Genomic DNA, 18,038 nt, shown 5'->3' on the forward strand with positions numbered 1-18,038 from the left:
ATAATTTGAGTAAACTAGTGTTATTGGATGGAAACAGTATTGCTTATCGGGCATTTTTTGCCCTGCCTCTTTTAAATAACGATAAAGGCGTTTATACCAATGCCATTTACGGCTTTACAACCATGCTTTTGAAAATTTTAGAGGATGAGGACCCAAGCCATGTGCTTGTCGCATTTGACGCCGGGAAAACAACTTTTCGCCATGATACTTACAGTGAGTATAAATCCGGCCGGGAAAAAACGCCCTCTGAGTTATCCGAACAGCTGCCAGTTATTCGTGAGGTACTGGACGTTTTTAAAGTTCCTTACATCGAGAAGGAAAACTACGAAGCGGATGATATTATCGGTACGCTTTCGAAGCAGGCCGAAGAGGAAAACTGGGACGTGCGCATTTATACCGGGGACCGGGACCTGTTGCAGCTAGTCAGCCCCCGTGTTCACGTTTCCTTTATCAAAAAAGGAATAACGAATACGGAATTATACGACCCGGATGCCATTCGGGAGCGGTACGGCCTTGATCCTCTTCAAATCACTGATATGAAAGGCCTTATGGGAGACAGCTCGGACAATATTCCAGGCGTCCCGGGGATCGGGGAAAAGACCGCATTAAAGCTGTTAAAGGAATACGGCTCTGTGGACAAAGTACTGGAATCCATTGATGAAATTTCCGGGAAAAAGATGAAGGAGCGACTCGAAGAGAATAGAGAGCAGGCGAAAATGAGCAAGGAACTCGCCATTATATACCGAAATACCCCCCTCGATCTCGAGCTTTCGAAATTAAAGCATGAAGACTACGATGTAAAAGAAGTAACGGATCTTTTCCGTGAGCTGGAATTTCAAACGCTGTTAAATAAATTTGACGATGTGGATGAAGCGCAGCAGATCTTCGATGAACTGGCGTATAAGCATGTTACAGACGTCCAGGAGGACATGCTTGTGTCTCCGTCGGCTTTGGTTGTGGAAGTGCCGGAAGAAAATTACCATCACGGGAGCATATGGGGGATAGCAGTTATCAACGAAACCGGACGGTATTTTATTTCCACGGAGAATGCACTGCAGAGCGAAGCATTTCAGGCATGGGCTAAAGACGAATCGAGGGAAAAATATACATTTGATACAAAACGTGCCGTGGTTGCTCTTGGGTGGAATGACCTGGAGCTTCGGGGGATTACCCATGACACATTGATTGCTTCGTATTTAATTGATCCCTCCGTATCGTCTCATCATGTGTCTGATATAGCGAAACGCCGGAATCTGCAGGTAGTGGATACCGACGAAGCTGTGTACGGCAAAGGGGCAAAGCGCACCAAGCCGGAGGAGAAAGCACTGGCAGAGCACCTGATCCGTAAAGGTGAAGCGGTCTACCGGCTTCAGGGGAAAATCGAGGAGGATCTAAAGCAAAACGAGCAGCTCGAACTGTTTAAAGAACTGGAAATGCCGCTGTCGCTCGTGCTCGGACAAATGGAAACCCAGGGGATCTGCGTGGACCGTTCCCAGCTTGAGACTATCGGTGATGAACTGGACGGCCGTCTTGCCGAGCTTGAAAAAGAAATTTATAAACAGGCTGGTCGTGAATTTAACATTAATTCACCGAAACAGCTTGGGCCGATTTTATTTGAAGAGCTTGAGCTCCCTGCTGTTAAAAAAACAAAAACTGGCTACTCCACGTCGGCAGATGTACTCGAAAAGCTCCGGGATCAGCATGAAATTATTCCAAACCTGCTGTTGTACCGCCAGATTTCGAAGCTGAGATCTACGTATATCGAAGGACTTTTAAAAGTAATTCACCCATCCACCGGCAAAATCCATACAATGTTTAACCAGGCAATTACCCAGACAGGCCGGCTGAGTTCGACAGAGCCGAATCTGCAAAACATTCCGATCCGCCTTGAAGAAGGCCGGCGTATCCGGAAAGCTTTTATTCCTTCTGAATCCGGGTGGTCCATCCTCTCGGCAGATTATTCGCAGATCGAACTCCGGGTGCTCGCTCATATCGCGGACGATGAAGGACTCAAAGAAGCCTTTCAAAACAACATGGATATTCATACAAAAACGGCGATGGATGTTTTCGGCGTCGGGCAGGACGAAGTGACATCAAACATGCGCAGAAGTGCGAAAGCCGTGAACTTCGGGATTGTTTACGGGATCTCGGACTATGGGCTTTCACAGAGTCTTGGCATCACGAGAAACGAAGCGAAAGAATTCATTGAAAGCTATTTAAAAAGCTATCCTAATGTGCAGAACTACATGAATGATATTAAAGATGAGGCCAGGCGCGACGGGTTTGTTACGACGCTTCTGCACCGCCGCAGGTACCTCCCCGACATGAACAGCCGCAATTTTAACCAGCGCAGCTTTGCTGAAAGAACGGCCATGAATACTCCTATTCAGGGGACGGCTGCTGATATTATAAAAAAGGCAATGGTGGATGTAAGTAAAGCCCTTGAAGAAAAAGGCTTAGCCAGCCGTCTGCTGCTTCAAGTGCATGACGAATTGATTTTTGAAGTGCCACAGAACGAAGTGGAAATCATGCAGGAGCTTGTGCCGGAGCTGATGGAACAGACAATTGAGCTGTCGGTCCCTTTAAAGGCAGACGTGGCCCAGGGGCCGACATGGTACGATGCGAAATAAGGAGAGGAAAGAATGCCCGAATTACCGGAAGTTGAAACGGTCCGCCGGAACTTAGAACAGACGGCCGTTGGAAAAACCGTAGAAAACGTAAAAGTATACTGGCCAAACATTATTAAGCGGCCCGATGACCATGAAGCCTTTTCAATGATGCTTGGGGGCAAAACGATTGATCGGGTGCACCGTAAAGGAAAATTTTTAGTTATTTATCTCGAAGATCTGGCAGTTGTCTCCCACTTGCGCATGGAAGGCCGATATGAATGGAGTGACGGCGGGGAGCCGGATAAGCACACGCATGTGCGTTTTCATTTCACCGACGGCACGGAGCTCCGCTATCGTGACGTACGTAAGTTTGGCACCATGCATGTATTTGACCGCGGCGAGGAATGGGGCGAAAAACCGCTAAATCAGTTGGGAGCGGAGCCCTACCTTGATCCGTTTTTTACAGCTGAGTATTTGAGCACCCGTTTTCAGAAAACATCACGCAGCATCAAAGCAGTACTGCTCGATCAATCGATTATTGCGGGCCTTGGGAACATTTACGTGGATGAAGCACTGTTCCGGTCGGGCATTTTGCCTGACGCTCCGGCCGCAACTCTTAGTGAGCCAGTCATAGAGGTGCTTCGAAGGCAAATAACAGAAGTGATAGAAGAAGCAGTCAAACAGGGAGGGAGCACAGTGCGTTCCTATGTGAACGGGGACGGGCAGGCTGGTGCGTTCCAATTAAACCTGTATGTATATGGAAGAAAAGGAGAGCCGTGCAAAGTGTGCGGGCATGAAATCGAGCGGGCCGTAGTAGCGGGCAGAGGTACTCATTACTGTCCAGTATGCCAGACGAAGGAGGGGAAGAAATGGTTATCGGCCTTACAGGCGGAATAGCAAGCGGTAAATCACTGGTGGCAGACACTCTTCGGGAGCAGGGGCTTCCCGTGATTGATGCGGATGTAATTTCACGGGAAGTGGTGGAACCAGGAGAGCCTGCCCTTGAACAGATTATTGAGCATTTTGGTCCGGAAATCCTTCAGCTTGACGGGACGCTCGACAGAAAAAAGCTAGGCTCGGTCATTTTTAATGACACGGAGAAACGTCAGGTGCTCAACCAAATCATCCACCCTGCTGTCAGGCAGCGTATGATGACCAAACGGGATAATCTTGTGCGTGAAGGGAACGAGCATGTGGTGCTTGATATTCCGCTTCTGCTTGAAAACAATTTAAATTTTCTGGTCGACCGTGTGATCGTCGTTTACGTAAATGAATCGACACAGAAGCAGCGGCTTATCGATCGTGATGGCCGGGGCGAAGAGGATGCAGCTGCAAGAATCAAATCGCAGATGCCCCTTGAAGAAAAAAGACATCTGGCAGATGCAGTAGTTGATAACTCGGGCACAGAAAAAGAAACAAAAAACCAGGTGAACGAACTGCTCCGTCAGTGGAAAATAATATAAAAACGTATGCATAGCCACTTTCCTTAAAAGAAAGTGGTTATTTTTTAAAAATAGGTTGCAAGAATACGCTATCAATGTGTTATACTATTTTTAGATTTTACTTATAAAAGTATAACATATTTCCAGAGGAGGATATTAAATGAAAACAAGCATAGCGATCAACGGTTTCGGACGAATTGGGCGTATGGTTTTTCGAAAGGCAATGATGGACCCAGAAGTTGAAGTGAAAGCCATCAATGCTATGTATCCTCCTGAAACACTGGCTCACCTGGTGAAATATGATAGTGTGCATGGCCCGTTTCCGCTTGAGGTGAAATATGAAGGAGACGAAATGGTAGTGGGCGGTAGAAGGGTCCGGCTGCTTCAAAACCGAAATCCGCTTGAACTTCCGTGGGAAGAACTTGGCGTAGATATTGTGGTCGAAGCGACAGGCAAATTCAACCGCGGCCCGGATGCTGAAATGCATATAGAAGCTGGGGCGAAAAAAGTAGTATTAACCGCTCCGGGAAAAGAAGTCGATACCACTATCGTGATGGGCGTAAACGAAGAAGATTACAATGCGGAAAACCACCACGTGATATCGAATGCTTCCTGCACGACAAACTGCCTTGCGCCGGTAGTAAAGGTGCTTGAAGATAAAATCGGAATTGAAAGCGGTTTAATAACGACCGTGCACGCATACACAAATGATCAAAATAACATGGACAACCCCCATAAAGACCTGCGACGGGCAAGAGCCTGCGGACAGTCGATCATCCCGACGTCTACCGGGGCAGCTAAGGCGCTCTCCGAGGTGATTCCTTCCATGGAAGGGAAAATGAACGGTATGGCGCTTCGTGTACCGACACCAAACGTGTCGCTTGTGGATATGGTAATTGACATGAAGCGTCCGGTGACGGAAGAAGAAATTAACCAAACGCTTAAGGCGGCATCAGAACAAGAGCTTAAAGGAATCATTTCCTACTGTGAGGATCCGCTCGTTTCAACGGATTTTAATGGAAATGAACATTCATCGATCATCGACGCGCTCTCCACAATGGTAATCAACGATCGCCAGGTTAAGGTGCTTGCCTGGTACGATAATGAGTGGGGCTACTCCTGCCGGGTCGTAGATTTGGTAAAGATGGTTGGTGAACCAGCTGTAGGCTATTCTTCTGTTGCTTCGTTTTAAAGATCGTCAATATGGGAAAGCGTCCCGTAAGCGGGGCGCTTTTTGTTTATTTTTCTGCAATATCGTACGCGGAAGCTACAAAGCGTATATAAGCATTGAAGAGAGATATGCAAGGTTCAAAGCCTCTGCACTGGAAAACTGGTTGCAAATTGCAAATAAACATCGTATACTGGATTTCGTGCCTGCATGTCGTTGAACTTAATGGCAAAAATGCATGTTTTTCAGACATCTCCAGGCCTGCTAACGGTTACTGCAAGGGTTAGTGCCAAATTGGACTAACTTTCCCCCAGAGTAACCTTTAAAACGTGACGGGCCGATGAAATAAAGCGACCTAATGATGGAAGAAAAAGAAACAAAGGGGGAAACGTACCATGGAAACAATGGGACGCCATGTCATTTCCGAGCTGTGGGGTTGTGACGAAGAAACTTTAAACAATGTAAACGCAATCGAACGTATTTTTGTAAACGCCGCTTTGAAAGCAGGCGCTGAAATAAGAGAAGTAATCTTTCATAAATTTGCTCCGCAGGGTGTGAGCGGAGTCGTTATTATTTCAGAATCGCATTTGACGATTCACAGCTTTCCGGAGCATGGCTATGCCAGCATTGACGTGTATACGTGCGGCGATCACATTGATCCGAACACGGCAGCAAAATATATTGCAGGCTCACTCGGTGCCGAAGCAGAAGAAACAATAGAGATACCCCGTGGTACAGGGCCTATCCGCGTGCAGCGCCCGGAAGCAAACGCCTTATAACGCGTATATGAACACCGTTCAAGCATACGATGTGCTTGAACGGTTTTTTATTGCCCGCAGGAAGAGGAATTCAAAGAAATACGCAAATTGTCATCTTCCTGACAGGAGCTAGTGTGATATGATAGAACCAATAAAAATAGAGATCGTCCATCAAATTGGAGATGATAATAATGAAGTGCCCAGTATGCTACTCCAATGGCACACGTGTATTGGATTCGAGGCCGAGTAATGAAGGCCGGTCCATTCGTCGCCGTCGCCAGTGTGATACGTGCCACCACCGCTTCACTACGTTTGAGATTGTGGAAGAACTGCCGCTTGTCGTAGTGAAAAAGAATGGAAACCGGGAGGAATTCAGCCGGGAAAAAATGCTAAGGGGCCTGATCAGGGCCTGTGAAAAGCGGCCGATCCCGATGGAAACGCTCGAGGGTATTGTCTCAAGGGTGGAAAATAAACTGCGGGAAGAGGGACGGACGGAAGTGAAAAGCGAGGAAGCTGGAGAGCTTGTCATGGAAGAACTCGCAGATATTGATGAAATCGCCTATGTCCGTTTCGCTTCTGTCTACCGCCAGTTCCGTGATATAAATGTATTTATCAATGAGTTAAAAGAGCTGATTGATAAAGAAAACAAAGAGGATTCATCTAAATCATAAAAAGGAGGGCGGCGCTTTGAGTCTGCATTGGATGGAAGTAAAACCGGTGGACGGGTACTATGTTCGCACAAGCAAAGAATTCAGCGAGAGCACCGATAAAACAATGTCTATGCTCTACCAGCCGTTAGTTGGAAGCAAAGCGATCGCTCTCTACCAGACCCTGCAGAATAAATTGGAAAAAGACTGCTATGAAAGCTCCGAAGCCACCCATCACGAGCTGATGGCTTTTTTGCAGATGCCTCTAAATGAAATTTATGCCGCCCGGCGCATGCTTGAAGGCATTGGCCTTCTCAGAGTTTATGAATTAGAGACACAGGCGCAGGACAAAACATTTGTTTATGACATCCAGCCTCCAATGTCGCCGCGGGCTTTTTTCCAGGACGACGTTTTAAGCGTATTTTTGTATAATCGCCTCGGAAAAAACAAATACATTCAGCTGCGGCAGCGCTTCGGTATTACAGCTGTACCTGAAGAAGCAAAAGAAATTACGGCTTCCTTCAATGAAGTGTTTGCTTCTCTGCATGCGTCGGAAATGGCTTCCGAACCGCCTCCGGCGGAAGAAGGGACTGAATTTATAGGAGGCAGTGAACCATCGCGTCTGCAGCTTGAAGAGAATGGGTTCGATATGGAACTATTAAAGGCTTCACTTCCTTCCTTTCTTAACAGCACGCAGCTGTTAACGCCGTCGCTGCAGCAGACTGTCCGCCGTCTTGCTTTTGTGTACCAGCTCTCACCGATTGATATGGGAAAAGTGATTCAGGAGTCTTTATCGGCAGACGACGAAGTAAATATAGAAGACCTGCGCAGAAAATCGAAAAATCATTATCGCATGGAGCACGGGGCAGCTCCCCCGGCGCTCGGGAATCGTGCGCAAACAGAACACAGGGAGCATACCCCGGCAAAAGGACGTCCCCTGTCTGAACAGGAGCAGATGAAGCAGTTTTATGAACAAACCTCCCCGGTGACTTTTCTTCGCTCTGTTGCTGGCGGAGCCACAGTGCCGGAGTCTGATATCTACCTTGTTGAAGAGCTTTTGTTCAGCTACCGTTTATCCCCGGGAGTGGTCAACGTGTTGACCGATTACGTGATGCAGAATAACAATATGAAATTAAGCAAAGCGCTCGTTTATAAAATTGCGGGCCAGTGGACAAGGAAAAAAGTACATACCGTAGAGGACGCCATGAAGCTTGCGAAAGAAGAGCACAAGCAGGCCCAGGAACGAATGGCGCCTAAAAACAATTATGCAAACAAACGGCAGCAGGGGTATGTTCGAAACGATAAGCTGCCGAAATGGATGGAAAAAGAAGAACAGTCGGAAAATAAGCCAGCAGAAGATGTAAATACCGCGAGGGATGAACAGCTTTCGAAGGAAAGGGAACGTTTTGAGGAAATGCTGAAAGAACGCCGGGAAAGAGCGAATCGTTAAACGAAAGGAGGCAGCTGGATGGATTCGATTGGTTCCTCGTTAAACGGATGGATGGATAAAGGCTGGAAAGAGCGGATGGCAAGACTTGAAAAAGAAGTATTTGCCTATCCGGGAGTGATCGATTTTAAGCACCGTCATCCGCACATACCTACGGAAGAATACGAAAAAAATAAGGCGGCTTTATTTGAATACAAACGGGAGCGCAGCAACTGTGATGCCTGTCCAGGGCTTGAAAACTGTCCCAACCTGATGCAGGGGTATCAGCCAGAGCTGATGGAAGACAAGGGAAAAGTAACGGTTGCCTATCACCGCTGTTCATTAAAAGTACACGATGACGAAAAGAAAAAAAGGCAGTCGCTGATTAAAAGCTATTATATTCCGAAAGAAATACTGCACGCTTCCTTTGACCAGGTGGATATGGACCACCAGTCAAGAGCGAAGGCCGGGACCACAGCACTTCATTTTGCATCGACCACCGTTCCCGGTGAAGATGGAAAGGGCCTTTACCTGTACGGAAAATTCGGGGTTGGCAAAACGTATATTGCCGGGGCTATTATGAATGAATTGGCAGAGCGGAGTATTGGCTCGATGATTGTGCATGTGCCGGACTTTTTCCGGGAGATTAAAGAATCGTTATCGGACAATACCGTACGGGAAAAGGTGGACAGCGTTAAAGGTGTACCGGTACTCGTCCTCGATGATCTTGGAGCCGAGTCGATGAGCGCCTGGACAAGAGATGATATTTTAGGCGTCATTCTACAGTACCGGATGATGGAAAAGCTGCCTACCGTCTATACGTCTAATTATGATTACAGTGAACTTGAAGAGCATTTGACCTATTCCCAGAAAGGCGGAAATGAGCGGCTGAAAGCAAAAAGAATAATGGAACGGATCCGTCCGTTCACAGAAGAAGTATTTATGGACGGGCAGAACCGCCGGGGATAATTGGTAATATACAGGACATTCTATGTGTATAATACAAATAAATATGCTAACATGATGATAGCGCCCAGCATGCAGAAAATGGGTTGGATTCGCGGTATTTTCATGCGAGCGCCACAAAGGAATTTTCTGGAGGGTATACAAAAATGAGCATTGATGGAATATTAGAACGTGCATTAAACGGAGAACGACTGACCATGGACGACGCTGTGCGCTTGTATGAAAGCGATGAAATAGAAAAAATGGGAGCGGCAGCAAATGAAATTAAAAAACGTTGGCATCCCGAGCCTGTTGCTACCTTTAACATAGGACGAAATGTCAATTACACCAACGTCTGCGATACATTCTGCCGCTTTTGTGCATTTTATCGCCGCCCGGGCTCAGAAGAGGGCTACCTTCTTTCAGATGACCAGATTCTGCAGAAAATTAAAGAACTCCAGGACGTTGGAGGAGACGAAATTTTGATGCAGGGAGGGACCAACCCGAATCTCCCATTTGAATACTATACAAACCTGCTCAAGAAAATAAAAAACCATTTTCCGGATGTGACGATGCACTCGTTTACTCCGGCAGAGGTGTACAAAATGATGGAAGTATCCGGCCTCTCCTTGAGAGAAGTACTGACGGCTCTGCATGAAGCAGGGCTCGACTCTCTTCCTGGCGGCGGTGCCGAAATTCTTACAGAGAAAACAAGAAAACGGATCAGCCGGCTGAAGTGCACGGCCGACCAATGGATCGACTGCATGAAAATGGCTAAAGAAGTTGGCATGCACGGTACCGCAACGATGGTCATCGGCTTTGGCGAATCAAACGAAGAACGGGCCGAACACCTTTGGCGCATTCGTGAGGCCCAGGACGAATCCAACTGCTTTTTGGCATTCATTTCCTGGACCTTCCAGCAGGACTACACGAGCATGAAAGGCGAACGTATTACACCAGAGGGTTATCTCCGGAACGTAGCCATTTCGCGCTTATTCCTGGACAACATCCCGAACTTCCAGTCCTCGTGGGTGACTGCTGGACCAGAGACAGGGAAGCGCTCCCTCTCCTACGGCTGTAATGACTTTGGCAGTACGATGATGGAAGAGAACGTCGTTTCTTCAGCGGGCACCACCCACAAGGTAAACATCAACCGGATCCTTCGTTTAATACGGGAAGCAGGCTACACGCCAGCGCAGCGGAATACGAAGTACCATACACTCCGTGTGTTTGAAGGAGAAGAAAACAGCGAAAAAGACTTTGTTATGCAAAATTAACTACTGGTTGCATGATAAGGAGCTTTTCGCTATGCTGAAATAGCGAAAAGGAAAATGCAAAGAAGAGGACATGAAAATAAAACAGGCGTCCCAGAGAAGAGAACCGCGGCTGAAAGTTCTCCACGAACCGTTTTATTTTTACCCCCTCGGAGCTCCGGCAGGGAACCTTAGTATCTGTCGGCGGGTCCCCGGCCGTTACCCGGATAGAGTCGTCTCTGCGAGTGGGGCGGAAACTAGGGTGGAACCGCGGCTGAGCCCGCCCCTTTCGAGGGGCGGGCTCTTTATGTATTTTTCTGTTTATTACAGTTACAAAAGGAGGACAATTCACATTGGCAGAACAGACAATCAACCTCATATTTCCAGACGGAAATGAAAAATCATATGACATTGGCACAACGACAGAGGAAGTAGCCGGCGGGATCAGCTCCGGACTGAAAAAGAACGCACTGGCAGGGAAAATGAATGGAAAAATGGTCGATCTCCGCACGCCACTTAGGGAAAATGGACAGATCGAAATCATCACGTACCAATCGCCGGAAGGGCTTGAAGTACTCCGGCACAGTACGGCACATGCGATGGCCCAAGCCGTGAAACGGCTTTTTGATGACGTACAGCTTGGGGTGGGGCCAGTAATTGAAAACGGCTTTTATTACGATATTGACATGCCGCATCAGCTAACTCCGGAAGACCTGCCAAAAATCGAAAAAGAAATGAATAAAATCGTCGATGAAAATCTTGAAATTATTCGTGAGGAAGTGTCCCGGGACGAAGCGATCCGCTTTTTTAAAGAGCTTGGCGATGAATTGAAGCTGGAATTGATCGAAGACATTCCGGAAGGAGAGCAAATTGCACTATACCGGCAGGGCGAATTTGTCGATTTATGCCGGGGCGTCCACGTGCCGCAGACGTCTAAGCTGAAAAAGTTTAAGCTGATGAATATTTCTGGAGCTTATTGGCGCGGGGACAGCAATAATAAAATGCTTCAGCGTATTTACGGGACGGCGTTTGAAAAGCAGTCCCAACTGGATGATCACTTGAAAATGATTGAAGAGGCTAAAGAGCGGGACCACCGTAAAATAGGCAGAGAGCTCGACATATTCACGACCAGCCAGACAGTAGGCCAGGGCCTGCCGCTTTGGCTTCCAAATGGCGCGACGATCCGTCGGATCATCGAACGCTATATTGTAGATAAAGAAGTGCGTCTTGGCTACGACCACGTGTATACGCCGGTGCTCGGCTCGTCTGAACTCTATAAAACATCGGGCCACTGGGACCACTACCAGGATGATATGTTTCCTCCGATTGAAATGGATAATGAAACACTCGTACTCCGGCCGATGAACTGTCCACACCATATGATGGTGTACAAAAATAAGAAACACAGCTATCGCGATCTGCCGGTACGCATTGCAGAGCTTGGAACAATGCACCGTTATGAAAAATCCGGGGCGCTTGCCGGACTGCAGAGAGTACGGGCGATGACGCTAAATGACGGGCATATTTTTGCCCGTCCTGACCAGCTGAAGGATGAATTCATCCGTGCTGTACGGCTCGTTCGTGAAGTCTATCATGACTTTGGCATCAAAGATTACACCTTCCGGCTTTCCTACCGGGATCCGGAAGATAAAGAAAAATATGTGGACGACGACCAGATGTGGGAGAATTCCGAACGTATTCTTAAAGAAGCGATGGATGCTATTGATGCTGAATATGTAGAAGCCGAAGGAGAAGCAGCATTTTACGGCCCGAAGCTGGACGTGCAGGTGAAAACAGCGATGGGCAAGGAAGAGACGCTTTCGACCGTCCAGATTGACACCCATCTGCCTGAACGCTTTGATCTCACGTATGTCGGAAGCGACGGCGGCGAGCATCGCCCGGTAGTAGTCCACCGGGGAATCGTTTCCACCATGGAACGCTTCATCGCTTTTCTGCTTGAAGAATATAAAGGCGCCCTGCCGACGTGGCTGTCTCCTGTCCAGGTAAAAATTATACCGGTCTCTCCTGATGTGCACCTTGATTATGCCAAAGAAGTGGAATTGGCGCTCCAGGCCTCAGATGTCCGGGTGGAAGTGGATACAAGGGATGAAAAACTCGGCTATAAAATCCGTGAAGCCCAGACGCAAAAAATACCTTACATGCTTGTGCTCGGAGACAAGGAGCAGGAAGCAAACGCCGTAAATGTACGAAGGTACGGCCAGCAGGACTCAGAATCGCAGCCGTTAGAAGATTTTGTGGAAAATGTAACTGGGGCCATTAATGAATATCGCTAAAATGGTTGACGCTTTATTGGCTCCGTGCTAAGATGTCCTAGTGTGAAAATAATTAATCCCTAAAGAAGAAGCGCCCGCTTCTCACCTGACCGACAAACGTTGGCTGGTTTTTATCAATATATTGAATGTGTAGAGCATATATTCTGTATACGTGTGGGCGCTTCTCTGCTTCAGAGGGTGCCTGCACGTTTTTTCGTTGTGCCAATGGTAAGCATTTGCGTGGAAGCCCCGCGCACTAAATTTCTGGAGGTGGCTTATTATTCGTAAGGACCAAAAGGTAAACGAGGGCATCCGTGCCCGTGAAGTTCGACTCATCGACGCTAACGGAGAGCAGCTTGGAGTAAAATCAAGAAATGAAGCTTTAGAGCTGGCCGGGAAAGAAAACCTTGACCTCGTTCTTGTCGCTCCAAATGCGAAACCGCCTGTCTGCCGTATTATGGATTACGGTAAATACCGTTTTGAACAGCAGAAAAAAGAAAAAGAAGCCCGGAAAAAGCAAAAAACGATCAATGTTAAAGAAGTTCGTTTGAGCCCGAGCATCGAAGAACACGACTTTAATACAAAACTTCGCAATGCACGGAAGTTTTTATCTAAAGGCGATAAAGTAAAAGCAGCTATCCGCTTCCGCGGTCGTATGATCACCCACTCTGACATTGGTAAAGAAGTACTGGACCGGTTTGCGAAAGAGTGTGAAGACGTGAGTACGATTGAAACGAAGCCAAAAATGGACGGCCGCAGCATGTTCCTCATGCTTGCTCCAAAAGCAGAACAGGAACGTGAACAAAAAGAAGAATCCAGCAAAGAAGAGTAGACAGCGGTTTTTCCCGTTATATTAAAAAAGGAGGATGTCACTTATGCCAAAAATGAAATCTCACCGCGGAGCAGCAAAACGTTTTCGCAAAACAGGAAGCGGCCGTGTAAAACGCGCACGCGCATTCACGAGCCATATGTTTTCGCATAAATCCCAAAAGCAAAAGCGTAACCTTCGTAAACCGGAGCTTGTTTCCAAATCCGACTACAAGCGTATCAAGACACTACTGCCGAAAACGAAAAAATAAGCAAGACCAAATAATTAATATAAGCTAAGGAGGGGTTGACGATGCCAAGAGTAAAAGGCGGATATGTGGCACGTCGCAGACGTAAACGAGTATTAAAACTCGCGAAAGGATATAGAGGTTCAAAGCATACGCTGTTTAAAACAGCGCAGGAACAGGTAATGAAGTCCCTGCAGTATGCTTACCGGGACCGTCGCCAGCGCAAACGCGAATTCCGTAAGCTCTGGATCGCGCGTATCAACGCAGCAGCGCGGTTGAATGGCTTGTCTTACAGCCGCATGATGCATGGTTTGAAGCAGGGCGGTATTCAAATGAACCGTAAAATGCTCGCAGACCTCGCGATAAACGACGAGAAAGCATTCGCAGAACTTGCTGAAAAAGCGAAATCAAACCTAAACTAAAATGCAAAAAAGCGGAGCGCCCGTCAATAGGGCGTTCCGCTTTTTATCGTTTTCCCGGCCGCTCCGCTTCAAGCTGCTGCATAAACTCTTTCACCGGGCTGTTCCATTCAATGGCAGCCTCCGGGTAAAGAGCAAGAATTTCCCGCTCAAGGAAGGTGAAATCCTCCCGCTGGAAGCCGCGCAAATGCTCACTTTCAATCACCCAGAGCGAAATCGTAACCACTTCAAATGCTTTTTCGGTCGTACCTACGTATTTCTCTCCTTCAAACATGACGCCTTTATGCGTAGCGAGCAGGTTTTTACGTACGTTTTGCTGGTCATCAAGCAGATAGAATTGTTTTTTTTGATGGGCGGCTTCTAATTTTCTTCTTGAATTATTCCAGTATTTCCAAAACGAATATATGATTATAATGAGAGCAATCAGCAACAGCAGTCGCAAAAGAATTCCCAATCTTTACACCCTCCTTTGCATATACCGGATTAAGCGTACATGAGCCTCAGCATTTCTAATATATACGCACAGTATATTAAAAAGTTTCACCTGAACCCGGGCAAGATAGATTATGTTTGAGCCCCGGGGCAAAGTTCTTTATACTGAATATGGAAGAACCTGTACCACACTGCTTGTATTGATGAGAATATTAGTTTAAGACATTAATGATATTTTCCCTTTGCATGTGTGCGTAAAACAACCATACATAAAGGAGGCAGCATGAAATGGCAGAATTAGATCCGACATTGCAGATGCTAAAAGACCTCACGGACGCAAACGGCGTTCCGGGGAACGAACAGGAACCGAGAAAAGTGATGACTCAGTACATTTCACCGTATGCTGATGAAATGAGTACCGATCGGCTCGGAAGCCTTATCGCTAAAAAAACCGGCCAGGCGGGCGGTCCGAAATTGATGATCACCGGCCATCTGGACGAAATTGGTTTTATGATATCGGGGATTGATGAAAATGGTTTCTTGAAATTTCAGACTCTTGGTGGATGGTGGAGCCAGGTGATGCTCGCCCAGCGGGTGAGGGTAATGACGAAAAAAGGAAATATTACTGGTGTCATCGGTTCTAAACCACCGCATATTCTACCGGCAGAGCAGCGCAAGAAAGCGATGGAAATTAAAGATATGTTTATTGATATCGGGGCTTCGAGTAAAGAAGAAGCAGAATCCTTCGGCGTACGCCCAGGCGATTCGGTCGTGCCGGTATGTGATTTTGAAGTGATGAATAATGAAAAGTTTCTAATGGCAAAAGCCTGGGATAATCGCATTGGCTGTGCCATTGCAATCGAAGTACTCAAACGTCTCGAAAACGAATCCCATCCGAATGAAATTTATGGTGTCGGTGCAGTTCAGGAAGAAGTCGGCCTTCGCGGTGCGAAAACAGCAACCAACCAAATTCAGCCCGACATTGGCTTTGCTGTTGACGTGGGCATTGCCGGTGACACTCCGGGTGTGGCAAGCAACGAGGCTAAAGCAAAAATTGGCAAAGGACCGCAGCTTTTGATGATGGATGCTTCTGTTATCGCCCACAAGGGACTGCGTGATTTCGTTGTAGGAGTAGCTGAAGAAAAAGAAATTCCTTTTCAGTTCGACATGATGGCGAACGGAGGCACCGATGCCGGCTCTATTCATTTATCCGGAGAAGGAGTGCCATCGATGGCTATTACAATTCCGACCCGCTATATTCATACCCATGCGGCTATTCTGCACAGGGATGACTTTGAGCATGCCGTGCAGTTAATCGTAGAAATTGCTAAGCGCTTAGACCGGAAGACAGTAGATTCGTTAACGTACGACGCATAAAAATAATAACCTTTCCTTCCATTACGGATGGAAAGGTTATTCGTTTTCTTACTGCCGCCAGGCAAAATGTGCTACGATGAGAGAAAATACTGGGGGAGACAACGAAGTGAAGCGGATAGAGTCGGCAAAAAATCCAAAAGTAAAAGAAATAAAAAAACTTCATAAACGTAAAGAACGGGAAAAATCGGGCCTCTTTTTAATTGAAGGAGACCACGCGTTAACAGAAGCCGTGCAGTCGCAGGCCTGGATTGAAGAAATTTTCATCGAAGAACACAAAGAGTGGCCACAGGTTTTTAATGAAATACCAACTCCGGCAACGGAAGTAACAGAAAGCGTCATGAAAGAAATCAGCTCGACCGAAACGCCGAAAAATATCGTAGCTGTATGCAGGGTTCCTGAATTTTCCAATGTCAAAAGCGGCGGGTATTCTTTTTTTGTTTTAGTCGACAGCATTCAGGACCCTGGCAATTTGGGAACAATCATCCGGACGGTCGACGCGCTTGGAAAAGGTGTAGTTGTTCTCGGGGCAGGCACAGTGGATGCATACAATGCAAAAGTGGTCCGGGCGACGCAGGGATCACTGTTTCATGTTCCGGTTCTGCAGGAGGATCTGGGCGAATGGCTGGAATGGCTGCAGGAAACGGATATTCCGTGCTTTGGGACTTCACTTGAAGAAGGAACGTCGTATTCAGCCCTGGAGCCGCAGCCCTATTTTGCGTTAATCATTGGCAATGAAGGAGCAGGTGTGCAAAAGAAATGGCTCGAGCGGACCGATCAGAACCTGTATATTCCGATCCCGGGACAGGCAGAATCATTAAACGCTGCGGTTTCAGCCGGCATCCTGCTGTACCATTTGAAGCAGACGGATTGGTGATGGTTGCAATTGGGCCGGGCTTTTTCTATAATAATGCATATTGAAACGTATAAACACAAATGCGCAGATGAAGAGTAGTAGCATTGCTTCCTGCTGACCAGGGAAAAGGTATCGTGGACTGAAAATACCTTACAGTAAGGATTTGTGAATTCACTTCGGAGCAGCCGCTGGAGTATTCCTCGTGGAAGAAAAGCGTGCCGGAACCTGTCGTTACAGGAAAGTGAGCTGTGCACTGCAGCTAACAAGGGTGGTACCGCGAGCCTTCGTCCCTTTTCAGGGAGAGGGCTCTTTTTATTTGGCATAAAAATGGAGGGAACCAGGATATGATAGAACGTTTGGAAGAGCTGCAGCAGGAAGCGCTGCAGCAGATTGAAAAAGCTGGAGATACAAAAGAATTGGAGCAGGTGAGAGTAAAATACTTAGGAAAGAAAGGTCCTATTACGGAAGTGCTCCGGGGAATGGGGCAGCTGTCCAAGGAAGAGCGTCCTGTGGTCGGCCAGAAGGGAAACGAAGTACGTGAAGCCATCCAGGAGCGTCTGGAGAAAAAGACGAAAATGCTTGCTGACGAAGCATTAAAGGAAAAACTCAAAAATGAAACGTTGGACGTGACACTTCCCGGACGCCCGGTCCAACGCGGGGCGAAGCACCCGCTGACAAGCGTGGTTGAAGAAATCGAAGACATATTTATCGGGATGGGCTTTGAAGTGACAGAAGGCCCGGAAGTAGAAACCGACTATTATAACTTTGAAGCGATGAATCTGCCAAAAGATCATCCGGCCCGGGACATGCAGGACTCTTTTTATGTCAGCAGCGATCTGCTGATGCGTACGCAGACCTCTCCCGTCCAGGCCCGTTCGATGGAGCGTCACCAAGGCAAAGGCCCGGTGAAAATCATCTGCCCGGGCAAGGTATACCGCCGGGATGATGATGATGCTACCCATTCCCATCAGTTTATGCAAATTGAGGGGCTGATGGTTGACGAAAATATTCGAATGAGTGATTTGAAAGGAGTGCTTGAAACATTCGTGAAGGAATATTTCGGGGAGGAAAGAGAAATCCGTCTCCGCCCGAGTTACTTCCCGTTTACAGAGCCATCTGCAGAGCTTGACGTTTCATGTGGCATCTGTGCAGGTGAAGGCTGCCGCATCTGCAAGCATACTGGATGGATCGAAGTGCTCGGGTGTGGAATGGTACACCCGCGTGTGCTTGAAATGAGCGGCTTTGATCCCGAAATCTATAGCGGCTTTGCCTTTGGCATGGGAGTGGAACGGTTCTCCCTCTTAAAATACGGCATCGATGATATCCGGCATTTTTACACGAACGATATGCGCTTTTTAAAACAATTCACTCGAGTATAAAA

The 18,038-nt window shown here is 47.3% G+C and carries 17 protein-coding genes and 1 other annotated feature; of the genes, 16 read left to right on the plus strand and 1 reads right to left on the minus strand.

Going from position 1 to position 18,038, the window contains the following annotated elements; genetic code table 11:
- The first annotated feature begins 5 nt into the window (after nt 1-5).
- From polA to rplT, 13 genes are all read left to right on the plus strand, one after another.
- Nucleotides 6-2,630 carry a DNA polymerase I gene (gene polA, locus CHL76_RS09685; protein WP_094908449.1) on the plus strand — a complete coding sequence of 875 codons (2,625 nt, stop codon included), beginning with the start codon at nt 6-8 and terminating at the stop codon, nt 2,628-2,630.
- Nucleotides 2,631-2,642: 12 nt separating this feature from the next.
- Nucleotides 2,643-3,506 (plus strand): DNA-formamidopyrimidine glycosylase, encoded by an 864-nt coding sequence (gene mutM, locus CHL76_RS09690; RefSeq protein WP_094908450.1) that lies wholly within the window; start codon nt 2,643-2,645, stop codon nt 3,504-3,506.
- Complete coding sequence (gene coaE, locus CHL76_RS09695; protein WP_094908451.1) at nt 3,479-4,072, plus strand: dephospho-CoA kinase; 594 nt, start codon at nt 3,479-3,481, stop codon at nt 4,070-4,072. The genes mutM and coaE overlap by 28 nt, the downstream gene beginning before the upstream one ends.
- A 139-nt stretch (nt 4,073-4,211) precedes the next feature.
- Nucleotides 4,212-5,243 (plus strand): glyceraldehyde-3-phosphate dehydrogenase, encoded by a 1,032-nt coding sequence (locus CHL76_RS09700; protein ID WP_094908452.1) that lies wholly within the window; start codon nt 4,212-4,214, stop codon nt 5,241-5,243.
- Nucleotides 5,244-5,614: 371 nt separating this feature from the next.
- A complete protein-coding gene (gene speD, locus CHL76_RS09705) occupies nt 5,615-5,998 on the plus strand; it encodes an adenosylmethionine decarboxylase (protein WP_079475778.1) in 384 nt (127 codons plus the stop codon).
- 170 nt (nt 5,999-6,168) lie between these two features.
- On the plus strand, nt 6,169-6,648 hold the full coding sequence (gene nrdR, locus CHL76_RS09710) for a transcriptional regulator NrdR (RefSeq protein WP_022793114.1): 480 nt from the start codon (nt 6,169-6,171) through the stop codon (nt 6,646-6,648).
- A gap of 16 nt (nt 6,649-6,664) precedes the next feature.
- Nucleotides 6,665-8,074, plus strand: coding sequence for a replication initiation and membrane attachment family protein (locus CHL76_RS09715; RefSeq protein ID WP_094908453.1), 1,410 nt, complete (start codon nt 6,665-6,667; stop codon nt 8,072-8,074).
- An 18-nt stretch (nt 8,075-8,092) separates the two neighbouring features.
- Complete coding sequence (gene dnaI, locus CHL76_RS09720) at nt 8,093-9,019, plus strand: primosomal protein DnaI (RefSeq protein ID WP_079475780.1); 927 nt, start codon at nt 8,093-8,095, stop codon at nt 9,017-9,019.
- A gap of 143 nt (nt 9,020-9,162) precedes the next feature.
- On the plus strand, nt 9,163-10,272 hold the full coding sequence (gene mqnC / locus CHL76_RS09725; RefSeq protein WP_079475781.1) for a cyclic dehypoxanthinyl futalosine synthase: 1,110 nt from the start codon (nt 9,163-9,165) through the stop codon (nt 10,270-10,272).
- 329 nt (nt 10,273-10,601) lie between these two features.
- Complete coding sequence (gene thrS, locus CHL76_RS09730; RefSeq protein WP_079475782.1) at nt 10,602-12,542, plus strand: threonine--tRNA ligase; 1,941 nt, start codon at nt 10,602-10,604, stop codon at nt 12,540-12,542.
- A gap of 256 nt (nt 12,543-12,798) precedes the next feature.
- Entirely contained in the window at nt 12,799-13,353 is a 555-nt protein-coding gene (gene infC / locus CHL76_RS09735) for a translation initiation factor IF-3 (protein WP_079475783.1), read from the plus strand.
- A gap of 43 nt (nt 13,354-13,396) precedes the next feature.
- Nucleotides 13,397-13,600 (plus strand): 50S ribosomal protein L35, encoded by a 204-nt coding sequence (gene rpmI, locus CHL76_RS09740; RefSeq protein WP_022793119.1) that lies wholly within the window; start codon nt 13,397-13,399, stop codon nt 13,598-13,600.
- 41 nt (nt 13,601-13,641) lie between these two features.
- Nucleotides 13,642-13,998, plus strand: coding sequence for a 50S ribosomal protein L20 (gene rplT / locus CHL76_RS09745; protein WP_079475784.1), 357 nt, complete (start codon nt 13,642-13,644; stop codon nt 13,996-13,998).
- Between the two features lie 43 nt (nt 13,999-14,041).
- Here the strand turns inward: rplT and CHL76_RS09750 are convergent, their stop codons facing one another.
- Complete coding sequence (locus CHL76_RS09750; protein ID WP_079475785.1) at nt 14,042-14,449, minus strand: sigma-w pathway protein ysdB; 408 nt, start codon at nt 14,447-14,449, stop codon at nt 14,042-14,044.
- A 266-nt stretch (nt 14,450-14,715) separates the two neighbouring features.
- On the opposite strand from CHL76_RS09750, the gene CHL76_RS09755 reads away from it, so the two are divergent.
- The 3 genes from CHL76_RS09755 (at nt 14,716) to pheS (ending at nt 18,036) form a co-directional block, all read left to right on the plus strand.
- Nucleotides 14,716-15,804: a M42 family metallopeptidase gene (locus CHL76_RS09755; RefSeq protein WP_079475786.1), complete on the plus strand. Its 1,089-nt coding sequence runs from the start codon at nt 14,716-14,718 to the stop codon at nt 15,802-15,804.
- Nucleotides 15,805-15,880: 76 nt separating this feature from the next.
- Nucleotides 15,881-16,678, plus strand: coding sequence for a TrmH family RNA methyltransferase (locus CHL76_RS09760; protein ID WP_233133329.1), 798 nt, complete (start codon nt 15,881-15,883; stop codon nt 16,676-16,678).
- Between the two features lie 55 nt (nt 16,679-16,733).
- Nucleotides 16,734-16,952, plus strand: a binding site (T-box leader).
- 49 nt (nt 16,953-17,001) lie between these two features.
- Nucleotides 17,002-18,036, plus strand: coding sequence for a phenylalanine--tRNA ligase subunit alpha (pheS, locus tag CHL76_RS09765; RefSeq protein WP_079475788.1), 1,035 nt, complete (start codon nt 17,002-17,004; stop codon nt 18,034-18,036).
- The last annotated feature ends 2 nt before the right edge of the window (nt 18,037-18,038 follow it).

Source organism: Marinococcus halophilus (assembly GCF_002265875.1).
Lineage (GTDB): Bacteria > Bacillota > Bacilli > Bacillales > Marinococcaceae > Marinococcus > Marinococcus halophilus.